Annotated in this window: 11 protein-coding genes; 3 read left to right on the top strand and 8 right to left on the bottom strand. The window is 45.3% G+C overall.

Annotation, left to right across the window (positions count from 1 at the left end; genetic code table 11):
* Positions 1-256 precede the first annotated feature (256 nt).
* The 4 genes from tsaA to guaA form a co-directional block, all read right to left on the bottom strand.
* Positions 257-712, bottom strand: coding sequence for a tRNA (N6-threonylcarbamoyladenosine(37)-N6)-methyltransferase TrmO (tsaA, locus tag J6U00_RS08435; RefSeq protein ID WP_296580973.1), 456 nt, complete (start codon positions 710-712; stop codon positions 257-259).
* A 43-nt stretch (positions 713-755) separates the two neighbouring features.
* Positions 756-1,316 carry a DUF2812 domain-containing protein gene (locus tag J6U00_RS08430; protein WP_296580971.1) on the bottom strand — a complete coding sequence of 187 codons (561 nt, stop codon included), beginning with the start codon at positions 1,314-1,316 and terminating at the stop codon, positions 756-758.
* Between the two features lies 1 nt (position 1,317).
* Complete coding sequence (locus tag J6U00_RS08425; protein WP_296580969.1) at positions 1,318-1,629, bottom strand: PadR family transcriptional regulator; 312 nt, start codon at positions 1,627-1,629, stop codon at positions 1,318-1,320.
* Positions 1,630-1,964: 335 nt separating this feature from the next.
* Positions 1,965-3,518, bottom strand: coding sequence for a glutamine-hydrolyzing GMP synthase (guaA, locus tag J6U00_RS08420; RefSeq protein WP_296580967.1), 1,554 nt, complete (start codon positions 3,516-3,518; stop codon positions 1,965-1,967).
* Positions 3,519-3,865: 347 nt separating this feature from the next.
* Between guaA and J6U00_RS08415 the strand changes: the two genes are divergently transcribed.
* Together J6U00_RS08415 and J6U00_RS08410 are read left to right on the top strand one after the other, a co-directional pair.
* Entirely contained in the window at positions 3,866-4,462 is a 597-nt protein-coding gene (locus J6U00_RS08415) for a hydrolase (RefSeq protein WP_296580965.1), read from the top strand.
* A gap of 20 nt (positions 4,463-4,482) precedes the next feature.
* Positions 4,483-6,072, top strand: coding sequence for a DUF1653 domain-containing protein (locus tag J6U00_RS08410; protein WP_296580963.1), 1,590 nt, complete (start codon positions 4,483-4,485; stop codon positions 6,070-6,072).
* Positions 6,073-6,134: 62 nt separating this feature from the next.
* On the opposite strand, the gene J6U00_RS08405 is transcribed toward J6U00_RS08410, so the two are convergent.
* Together J6U00_RS08405 and J6U00_RS08400 are read right to left on the bottom strand one after the other, a co-directional pair.
* Positions 6,135-7,001 (bottom strand): NAD-dependent epimerase/dehydratase family protein, encoded by an 867-nt coding sequence (locus tag J6U00_RS08405; protein ID WP_296580961.1) that lies wholly within the window; start codon positions 6,999-7,001, stop codon positions 6,135-6,137.
* On the bottom strand, positions 6,998-7,462 hold the full coding sequence (locus tag J6U00_RS08400) for a GNAT family N-acetyltransferase (protein ID WP_296580958.1): 465 nt from the start codon (positions 7,460-7,462) through the stop codon (positions 6,998-7,000). Before J6U00_RS08400 ends, J6U00_RS08405 begins: the two co-directional genes overlap by 4 nt.
* A 163-nt stretch (positions 7,463-7,625) precedes the next feature.
* Between J6U00_RS08400 and uvrA the strand changes: the two genes are divergently transcribed.
* Complete coding sequence (uvrA, locus tag J6U00_RS08395; protein WP_296580956.1) at positions 7,626-10,448, top strand: excinuclease ABC subunit UvrA; 2,823 nt, start codon at positions 7,626-7,628, stop codon at positions 10,446-10,448.
* Between the two features lie 31 nt (positions 10,449-10,479).
* Here the strand turns inward: uvrA and J6U00_RS08390 are convergent, their stop codons facing one another.
* Both J6U00_RS08390 and J6U00_RS08385 read right to left on the bottom strand, forming a co-directional pair.
* Positions 10,480-11,271, bottom strand: a complete 792-nt coding sequence (locus tag J6U00_RS08390; RefSeq protein ID WP_296580955.1) for a class I SAM-dependent methyltransferase — start codon at positions 11,269-11,271, stop codon at positions 10,480-10,482.
* Positions 11,272-11,376: 105 nt separating this feature from the next.
* On the bottom strand, positions 11,377-11,739 hold a 363-nt coding region (locus J6U00_RS08385; protein WP_296580953.1), incomplete at its 5' end, for a dockerin type I repeat-containing protein.

Here is an 11,739-nt window from a genome sequence, read left to right as displayed (position 1 = left end):
CACTGAGTCGTTTATATCTATAATTCTTTCATAATCCACTGGTAATTTCAGTTGGATTGGTTTATAATAGTTCTCAGTGGTTATCATTTGTCGTAATTTATTATACCACTAAAAACAGCTGCACGCAAGTTATTGTTGTGCAGTTTGTTTTTTTGCTATAAAATTTGGGGCCTCTTTACGAGGCCCCGTGTTCGTTTGGGGGACTGAGTTTTTTTACAGCCCCCTTTTTTATTAGTAAGGGGTACAATAATGAATTTCAGAAATAATGCTCCATGAGCCTGTCGACCCATTCGGGGACAGTGGCTTCTTTTTTGTCGTACACGGGGTAGTAGGGCTTTATATCAATCACGGGTGTACCGTCTATTGCGTCAAGCCCTTTTACCGTCAGTTCCCTCTCGGATACTGAAACTATCTCCACCGAGGTCATACCTATATGGTTCGGTCTGTCCTTGCCTCGCTGAGAAAATATCCCCACAAGTGGCATATCCTCACGGTTCTGAGGTCTTCTCTGCAAATGTTTCTGGCTGTCATAATTTGCCTTGTCAAGATGATAAAGCACTATAACATGTGAAAAATCCTCCAGACCTTTAAGACCCATGCCGTATTCCTCATTCAGCACTATAGTGGAAGTATCTTCACCCCACGAAATGTCCTTTTTGTTCCTAACTGAGTTTTTCACCACCCCTATGGGTTCCAGAACTATATTTTCCATAACGGCCTCTCTTTACTCTTCTTCACGACAATATTCACTATCATTATTCTTTATATTTGTTCTTGAGCTTGATAAATCCTCTTATGCAGTAAATAAAAATCGAAACATATTCAACAAACAGGATTAAATATACGAGTGCAATTAACACACCCGCCGTTCCGAATCTGGGATAATTCATCACAAACAAAAAGAGATTCGGTATTATCATCAGGAAGAATATAATGAGCAGCGGAGTCATTCTTGTAATTATCACTCTTTTCATCATAGCGAGCTTTGACTGCGGATCGCTGAATATATCCATTTCCTTTTCAGAAATTCCATCTGCGCTCCTGCGGAAATAGTCAAATCCTGCAACTCTGCCGCAGTGCTCCCAGCCGTAATCCGCATACATTTTAATATACTCAGGATAATCAGTACTATTCGCAACATAATCCAACTTATAAATGACGTTTTCGGGCTCGCATTTTACAAAGTGCTGAGAAAAGGCGCAGACTTTTTCAAGCTTCCAGCCTACACTGTGCATTTTTGTAAGGTACTCTCCCTCTTTTTCGTAATCGGGAAGAAGGAATAATTTATGTGTAGTTAATCTTGCCTTGTCACTCATATCAGTTACCTCCTATATTTCTGTATAAGCGCTTAATACGCGCTATCTCTATATCGAGTATCTCCTTACCTGTCTCGGTAATAACATAGAGCTTTCGCTTTTCTTCTTCGCGGACAAATCTTATCAGACCGTCCTTTTCCATTTTTGATAAGCTTCCATACATAGTCCCCGGAGTTATCACCACTTCCCCTTCGGTCATAGCCTTTACCTTCTGCGTGATACTGTACCCGTGCATTTCCTCGCGGAGACAGAAGAGAATGTAAAAGGCGGTTTCCGACATAGGAATATAGACTCGTTTAAGTCTTTCGTTCATCCTAAACACTCCTTATATCATGGTTTGATGTATCAAAACTTGATGCATCGTAGTTCGATATATCTTACTGTGATATAAGTATATCACACCTCGATACATTTGTCAATACCTTTTTTCAAAAAATCACATTACCTTACTTCTATTTGTAAATGTACCGCATAAATGATACTTTATATGGACTAAAATAGTAAACCAAAACCTGAGGATAAACAAAACCCTGACTGAAATTATTCTTTAAAATCAGTCAGGGTGATTGTTTAGTATCAAAATAGTATCAATCGAATTGTCAAATTACATAAAATGGCGTATTTAAGCCATTTGTGCTAAAAATGTTATCATTCCCACTCCACAGTTCCCGGAGGCTTTGAGGTTATATCATATACTACTCTGTTGACGTGCTCCACCTCGTTGCAGAGGCGGTTCGACACCTTCGCCAGCACGTCATAAGGTATCCTTGCCCAGTCTGCAGTCATGAAGTCGTCTGTAGTCACGGCACGTATAGCGATAAGGTGGTCATAAGTACGGTGGTCGCCCATAACGCCTACTGTACGCACATCGGGTAGCACCGCGAAGAACTGCTTGAGCTGGTCCTCGATACCACTCTTGCGTATCTCGTCGCGGAAGACCGCGTCTGCTTCCTGTAATATCTTTATCTTTTCCTCGGTTATCTCGCCGATTATACGAACTCCGAGACCGGGACCCGGGAAAGGCTGTCTCCATACGAGATCGTGAGGGATACCAAGCTTTTCGCCGACCTTTCTCACCTCGTCCTTGAAGAGGTCGCCGAGGGGCTCTATAGTTCCGGCAAATTTTATATCCTCAGGCATTTTGACCATATTATGGTGAGTTTTTATAACGGCTGTACTGCCGTGACCTGCCTGATTGCCTCTGCCGGACTCGATACGATCCGGATATATGGTACCCTGTGCAAAGAAGCCGTCCGTACCCTGCTCTCTTATCTTGTCCCAGAAAACATTGTAGAACTCCGTACCTATTATCTTGCGTTTTTGCTCCGGATCAGTAACTCCCTTCAGAGCAGCAAGGAACTTGTCCTTGCAGTTAACGCGGACAAAGTTCATATCAAAAAGCTTTGTGAAAGTCTCCTCGACAAAATCGCCCTCGTCCTTTCGCATAAGTCCCTGATCCACGAAAACGCAGGTAAGCTGCTTTCCGACAGCACGGCTGAGAAGTCCTGCCGCAACAGATGAGTCAACGCCTCCGGAAAGTCCGAGTATTACCTTCTTGTCGCCTATCTGCTCGCGGAGCTTTGCTACTGTATTCTCTATAAAGTCGTCCATTACCCAGTCGCCTGTGCAGCCGCAGACGTTGTAGAGGAAGTTATGGAGTATCTCCTTGCCAAACTCGCTGTGAGTTACCTCAGGGTGGAACTGAACGGCATATATCTTTTTCTCCGGAGCCTCAAATGCAGCGCATGGACAGTCATCGGACTTTGCTGTAACTTTGAAGCCCTCAGGAAGCTGACTTACGAAGTCCGTATGGCTCATCCATACAACACTCTTTTCGGGAACGCCCCTGAATATGAGGCTGTCGGAGCTCTGATCTATCTCTATCTTGCCGTATTCGCTTTTTTCGCAGCTCTCGACCTTTCCGCCGAGGGTATAAGCCACAAGCTGACAGCCGTAGCAGATACCGAGGATAGGCACACCGATACTGAATATCTCCTCCGAGATATGGGGCGAGCTCGGATCATATACGCTGTTAGGACCGCCTGTGAATATGATAGCGGTGGGGTTCATCGCCTTTATCTCGCTTATTGGCATGTCAAATCTCTTGATCTCACAGTAAACTCCACACTCACGGACTCTTCTTGCAATGAGCTGATTGTACTGACCACCGAAATCGAGAACGATACAGAGCTGGTTAGACATAAGTCCCTCCTTAACTTCCGCTTTACGGCAGCGGACGCCGTATTTATGAAGCTATTAGCCTTTAGCAGCGGCTTCGACGCTTTATAAAACGAAAAAAGTAACCTGTTCAATTCTGATGGCTGACAGCTGACGGCTAATGGCTCAACATGATACAGCGCAACTGAATCATGTTTTAATTATGCCACATTTCGGAGGAGATTTCAAGAGTCTGAGGAGATTTTTTTGCGTTTGACAAAGTTGTAATACCAATTATAGTTAAAGTTCATAAAATAATAATATCCGGCTATTGAATTTAATTACAATTTGTGGTATACTGTATATGTATCGAATAACAAGGGAGTATAATAATGTCACCTAAAGAAGAATTTATCACAATATACAAAGAAAACATCAAAAGAGAGGGAGCAGATAAGCTCCTTGAATATCTCGAAAAGAGTGATTTCTTTACTGCACCAAGCAGCACACGCTACCACGGTTCATACGAAGGAGGTCTCGTTCAGCACAGCGTGAACGTATACCACTGCTTAAAAGATTACCTTTCCCGCCCCCGTACTAAAGAGCTCTACGGAATGGACTATTCAGAGGAGACTATAGCAATCGTATCGCTTCTCCATGATGTCTGCAAGATCAATTTCTATACCGTAGAGATGAGGAACAAAAAGAACGAAGCTTCGGGTCAGTGGGAGAAAGTACCATATTACGCAATAAATGATACTCTGCCATACGGACACGGCGAAAAGTCTGTATACATACTCTCGGGCTTTTTCTACGGAGACAGCCGTTTGACACGGGAGGAAGCCTTTGCAATACGGTACCACATGGGCTTCTCGGGAATTGAGGACAAAAACACCATCGGCAGGGCACTTGAAATGTACCCACTCGCTCTGGCACTGAACGTGGCCGATATGGAAGCCTCTTACTACCTTGAAGGCTCAAATAAATAAAATGTTAGGAGTTTTTTATTATGAACTGGTACGATAATGCCATTATCTATCACATCTATCCCCTCGGCTTCTGTGGTGCGCCGAAGTTCAACGACGGTAGCGAGGATGTGACTTACAGGCTTGACAAGGTCCTTGAATGGATACCGCATCTCAAAGAGATGAATGTAGACGCTGTGTACTTCGGTCCTGTTTTTGAGTCCGTCGAGCACGGCTATGATACCATTGATTATAAAAAGATTGACCGCCGCCTCGGTGATAACAACTCTTTCCGCTTTATATGCGACAGACTGCATGAAAACGGCATACGAATAATACTCGACGGAGTTTTCAATCACGTAGGCAGAAGATTCCCGCAGTTCATAGACGTACAGGAAAAGAAGCAGGCTTCAGAGTACTGCGGCTGGTTCCAGAATCTCAATTTTGGCGGTCCTAGCCCCTATGGTGATCCCTTCTGGTACGAAGGTTGGAACGGTCATTACAACCTCGTAAAGCTCAACCTCCGCAATCCCGGAGTATGTGATCATATAATTGACGCAATAAACTACTGGATAGAATCCTTTGATATCGACGGAATACGCTTTGACGCTGCAGACTGTCTCGACTTCGATTTCTTCAAGAGAATCAGGAGCTTCTGCAAGGGTAAGAAATCTGATTTCTGGCTAGTAGGAGAAATAATCCACGGCGACTACAACAGGTGGGCTAACCCCGAGATGCTCGACAGCGTTACCAACTACGAGTGCTACAAGGGCTTATGGTCGTCCCACAACGATAAGAACTACTTTGAGATTGACTACTCAATAAACAGACAGTCAGGCGCAAACGGCGGTATCTACCGTAATATAGACCTATATAACTTCGTGGACAACCACGACGTGAACCGCCTTGCAAGTACTCTTCACAATAACGCTCACCTTCCGCTGGTTTATACCCTTATGTACACCATGCCGGGTATACCATCCATATACTACGGAAGCGAGTACGGCATAGAAGGCAGGAAGGAGAACAACTCAGACGATAATCTCCGTCCTTGTCTGCACCTCAACGACCTTGCAGATCATGGCAACACCTCGCTCTACAGACATATAGTAAAGCTGGGACGCATATATCGTTCTTATCCTGCCCTCAGGACAGGCTCTTATGAGCGCATAATGATAACCAATCAGCAACTCCTTTTCAAAAAGGTGCAAGGCGATCAGACAGTATATGTAGCTCTAAATCTTGCAGACTATGAGTACGACCTCAACTTCCAGACACACCTGAGTGGACTTGTTGACGTTTTCACAGCAGAGCCGCTCCAGATTGACAATGGCAATGTCAATGTGCGTATGCGTCCGTACACTGCAATGATAATCGTTGCCGACGATATAGTTAATACTGAACCTGAAGAGGCAGAGATTATCCCTGATAAGGATACTGAGATTGTTATCGGCGGAAAGTACCGCCACTTCAAGGGAAACGAGTATGAACTAATCGCTGTTGCACGCCACAGCGAAACTATGGAGGAGCTTGTCATATACAAGTCGCTTAAAGACGGCGAGGTATGGGCAAGGCCAAAATCCATGTTCATAGGGAAAGCAGGTGACGTCAGGCGATTCACAAAGATTGACTGACAATAAAAAGTAAAATCAGCGCCGATTGCATTAAGTGAACTGCTTATGCATCGGCGCTATTTTTAAAGCTCTGCAAGATAGCTATCTATCGTTCTGTATACTGCTTCTTTAACGTCACAAAAAACAAATCCAGCTGTCATTGCCTTTGAAGTATCAAGGACAGCAAAAGCAGGATAGCCGTTATAGGGTGCAGCCTCTCCCTTCTTGGTCAACATGGCTTTTTTACCAGTCCTTTCTTCGATATATCCAAGGATTTCCGCAGGAGATATATCTCCGCAGCAGCAACCATTTACAGCTCCGCCGATATCACGCTCTGCGATATATGCCATAAACTCTCCGGCACTGGCTTCGTCTATCAGACTTATGCGCGAATCAGGATCGTCGATATACATTGGCTCTCCTGCAAGTATCTTTTCCACATAAAACCGTAGCCGCCCTGTGTAGTCGTTCCTGCCCACAACAACAGGATAGCGCACTACCGTATATTTCTGCCTGGAATATGCCTGAACCAAAGCGCATTCCGCCTGTCGCTTTGCCTCGCCGTAATCGCAGTCCGCCCTTTCACACCACCTGAGCGGATAATCTGCCGGATCAAAACAGTCTTCGGAAGTACATATACCTGTATGTTCATAAACAGCTGCCGAGGACATGAGAACATATTTCCCGCACTTTACATGGTCAAGAAGCCTGCGAACGTCATTTGAGGAATACGCGAGCTTGTCGATAACTACATCAAAGTCTCTGCCGTCAAGTGCGGCGGCAACACTTTCCTCATCGTTCCTGTCAAGGCAGAGCCTTTTTATCTTATCGCCAAATCCATCGGAAGTTCTGCCCCTTGTTGCGACCGTCACAGCATGACCGTCCGCAATGAGCCTGTATATCATTGGTATACCGAAAAAACGTGTACCGCCTGCAACAAGAATATTCATGGGCGAAGCTTCTTTTTCATGTAGTCATAACATAGATGATCGCCGTTTTCAGTGAGTATGCTGTGAAATTCCACGTCACTGTAGCCTTTTTTAAGATATATCGCCTTAGCAGGGAAAGAAGCGCTGAGCTCGGCTTCACTGTAGTTTTCAGCTATCAGCTTCTCTGCAAAAGCTATTAACATACCACCGAAACCATTTCCCTGAAACTCTGGCAGCACGAAGAGACGCTTTATCTCATTCCCGTTAACAGTGACCGTACCGACAGTCTGTCCATTATCATCTTTGATGAGATAGACCTCACCTGCTCTTATATCACGAATGATTTTTTCCGCAGAATGATGTTCAAGGAAGAACTTTACTGCTCCATCAGGGTAATAATGTGGATAAACAGCTGATATAGTCCTGTGAGTCATCTCTTTTATCAGGGATGCCTCCGTTTCCTCTGCCTTTCTTATATCCATTGCATTCATCTCCTTCATAAATGGTATTATAAGGCAAAAATAAAGATATGTCAACGTCTTGAAATTGCAGCCATAGCATGATATAATGTATTTGATTGTGCAGATGGCAGTTTTTTCAAACTGACTACCGCATTATACTCAGCATCATCAAGAAGGAGTTTTTATGACCGATAAAATAATCATAAAGGGTGCAAGGGCGAACAATCTAAAGAATATAGACCTTGAGCTCCCCCGTGACCGTCTTATCGTTATGACCGGACTATCCGGCTCAGGCAAGTCATCTCTTGCCTTTGACACTATTTACGCTGACGGTCAGCGCCGCTATGTGGAAAGCCTTTCATCCTACGCGAGAATGTTCTTAGGACAAATGGAAAAGCCCGATGTTGACAGCATAGAAGGACTATCCCCTGCTATATCCATAGACCAGAAGACAACCTCAAAGAACCCACGTTCCACCGTGGGAACTGTAACAGAGATATACGATTATCTCAGATTACTCTATGCAAGGATAGGCATACCGCACTGTCCTGTCTGCGGCAGGGAGATATCCCAGCAGACTATAGACCAGATGGTGGACACGCTCATGGCTCTGCCAGCAGGCACTAAGCTCCAGCTCCTTGCTCCCATAGTAAGGAACCGCAAGGGACAGTATACAAAGGAACTGGAAAGCGCGAAGCGCTCAGGCTTTGTAAGAGCTCGTATCGATGGTATAATGTACGAGCTTGCGGAGGAAATAAAGCTTGACAAAAACAAGAAACATAACATCGAGATAATCGTTGACCGTATCGTAATAAAAGATGGTATTGAATCACGTATCACCGACAGCCTTGAAACTGTTTTCGACCTTTCCGGTGGTCTCGCCATAGCCGACGTTATAGACGGCGAGGAGATACTCTTCTCTCAAAACTATGCCTGCCCAGAGCATAATATAAGTATAGGCGAGCTTGAACCTGTAATGTTCTCCTTCAACAATCCGGTCGGTGCCTGCCCCAAGTGTACAGGTCTCGGAGTTTTCCGCCATATCGATCCAGAGCTGGTGATACCGAACTCAGACCTCTCTATAGAAGACGGTGCTATAAACGCATCAGGCTGGAACAGTCTAGATGAGACTTCTGTAGCCACAATGTACTACAAAGCAATATCAAAAAAATACAGCGTTCCCATAAATATTCCAGTAAAGGAACTCAGCAAGGAACAACTTGATCTCTTCCTATACGGCACTGGAGATGAGACTCTTGAACTGAAACGTCCCACATCCCTTGGCGGCGGCAGCTACCGTTCACCCTTCGAGGGCGTTATAAACAATCTCGAACGCCGCTACAAGGAGACCTCCAGCGAATGGTCAAGGAATGAGATAGAGGAGTATATGAGTGAGGTGAAGTGCCCCGTCTGCAAGGGCAGACGTCTCCGTGACGAGTACCTTGCAGTTACCGTTGGCGGAAAGAATATAAGCGAAGTGACCGACCTTTCGGTAAAGGAATGTCTCCGCTTCTTCAGCAGACTGGAACTTTCCAAGCACGATTCATACATTGGCGAGCGCATAATCAAGGAGATAAAGGAACGCCTAGGCTTCCTCAGCAGTGTCGGTCTTGATTATCTTACACTTTCAAGAGCTGCAGGTACTCTCTCAGGCGGAGAGAGCCAGCGTATCAGACTTGCGACCCAGATAGGCTCTTCTCTTGTAGGAGTACTGTATATACTGGACGAGCCGAGTATAGGACTTCACCAGCGTGACAACGACAAGCTAATAGCCACTCTAAAACGTCTCCGTGACCTAGGAAACACTCTAATAGTCGTGGAGCATGATGACGACACCATGCTTGCTGCAGACTATATAGTCGATATAGGTCCTGGTGCAGGCATACACGGCGGTGAGGTGGTCTTTTCGGGAACTGTGGAAAAACTTCTAAAATGCAGGACTTCAATAACTGGGCAGTATCTCAGCGGCAAAAAGAAGATAGAAATACCCAAGCAGCGCCGGAGCGGAAGTGGAAAATTCCTTACTGTCCGCGGAGCTTCTGAGCACAACCTGCGCAACATAGACGTGCAGATACCACTCGGTGAGCTTGTGTGCATTACAGGCGTCTCAGGCTCTGGAAAGTCCTCCCTCGTCAACGAGATAATCTACAAGTATCTTGCCGCAAAGCTTAACCGCGCAAAGACAAGATGTGGCGAATTTGCCTCTATGGAGGGGCTTGAATATCTCGACAAGGTTATATGCATAGACCAATCCCCTATCGGACGCACTCCAAGATCAAATCCTGCCACATATACGGGAGTATTCACCGATATACGCGACCTGTTTGCAAAAACTCCCGACGCAAAAGCACACGGCTACAGCAGTGGAAGATTCTCCTTCAACGTCAAGGGCGGACGCTGCGAAGCCTGCGAGGGCGACGGCATAATCAAGATAGAAATGCACTTTCTTCCGGATATATACGTTCCATGTGAGGTCTGCAAGGGTAAGCGCTACAACCGCGAAACTCTAGAGATACACTACAAGGGCAAGTCCATATATGACGTACTGGAAATGACAGTCGACGAGGGTGTAGAGTTCTTTGAGCATATCCCGAAGATTGAAAAGAAATTGAAAACCTTACAGGAGGTCGGTCTCGGCTACATCAAGATAGGTCAGCCAGCAACTACCCTTTCAGGTGGTGAAGCACAGCGTGTAAAGCTCTCCACCGAGCTTTCCAAACGCTCTACAGGAAGCACTATATATATACTCGACGAACCTACCACAGGACTTCACACAGCTGACGTCCACAAGCTCATAGACGTACTGCAAAGGCTTACTGATCAGGGAAATACAGTCCTTGTAATTGAACACAATCTCAACGTGATTAAAGTCGCAGATCATATCATCGACCTCGGTCCCGAGGGCGGCGACGGCGGAGGAACTGTTGTTGCGCAAGGCACTCCCGAGGAAGTAGCTCAGTGTAAAAAATCCTACACAGGACAGTATTTGAAACAATATCTGAAATAACAAAAAAGAGGTCTGCAAAGGCCTCTCTTTTTTACTTCTTTTTCAGTATTGCCATAGCGACGTAATGCAACACATCGAACTCCTCTGGAGCTATACTGTTAAGAAGAGCTTTATGCTCCTTCTCCCACGCTTCTGTATCCTCTTTACTCAGTGAAGCCTCAATGCCACGGCAGGCTTTCATTCTGCCGTTCCAGCTATCACGGGTAAAATGCACATTCACGTCGAACTCCACACGCTCGGTTATCTCAAAGGCTCTAAGCACCTCTTCATCTATGTATACAGGCTGTCTCGTCCAGCCGCCCCCTGTCCATTTCGGATTATATTTCAGCACCAGCTCTTCGCTTTTTCCTGCTATCTGATCCTCGAATGGCAGCCAAGCCATCTGCATTACAACAAGTCCGCCGTTTTCCTTCAAAATCTCACACAGCTTCGGTACAAGCTTTTTGTAATCAAAGTACCAGAAGCACTGACAGGCTGTAACTATATCAAAGGTACTGTCTGGAAGATCTATATCTTCCGCCGGAGAAGCAAAGAAATTAATATCCATTCCGCTTTTATCCGCAAGGAGCTTTGCCTGCTCTATCTGATTTTCCGAAATATCGCTTCCCGTCCACTTAGCTCCGAAGCGGTACATATTTCTCGGTATAACTCCCGTACCTGTTCCAAGATCAAGAACTGACTGTCCCTTTACGCACAATCCCCTGCTTACTAGAGCCTCATAGAACTCCTGTGGATAAATATCTCTGTACTTTGCATAATTCTCGGAGGTCCTTCCCCAGTCGAAGGCTTTTCCACCGTCGATGTCCTTATTAACTATATCCATTTTCTTCTCCCTTTCAAAATATAATATATAATAACATTTCTGCCGCTCGTTGTCAAGCAAAAAAGCTGCACATTTCTGTGCAGCTAAAAAATAGATAAATTGGTATTACTCTGCCGCAGGATCAAGACTTGCGAACTTATGCAGTAGGTATTCCTGTATGCGTAGAGCGTCGTTAGCCGTGATACCTTTACTGTTAATATCCACGTCGCCGTTGGCAAGTCCCTGAGCAGAAACGTGCTTTTCGTCTGAACCGTCAACGCCGTATTTATTCGGGTTTGCAAGGCTCTGCATAATGAGTACAGCATCCGACATATCAACTTCACCGTCGCAATTCACATCACCCCATACTGTTACAGTGAGCTCATCAGAGGTTGTTGTGGTGGTTATCGGCTCAGTGGTCGTTGTGGTGGTCGTAGTTTCAGAAGTCGTTGTAGTAGTGCTTGTTGTAGTCGTAGTAGTAGTTGTTGT

It is taken from the genome of Ruminococcus sp. (assembly GCF_017650195.1).
In the GTDB taxonomy this organism is placed as follows: domain Bacteria; phylum Bacillota; class Clostridia; order Oscillospirales; family Ruminococcaceae; genus Ruminococcus.
The sequence above is the reverse complement of the archived record's forward strand: the minus strand, read 5'-3'. Positions and strand labels throughout refer to the sequence as shown.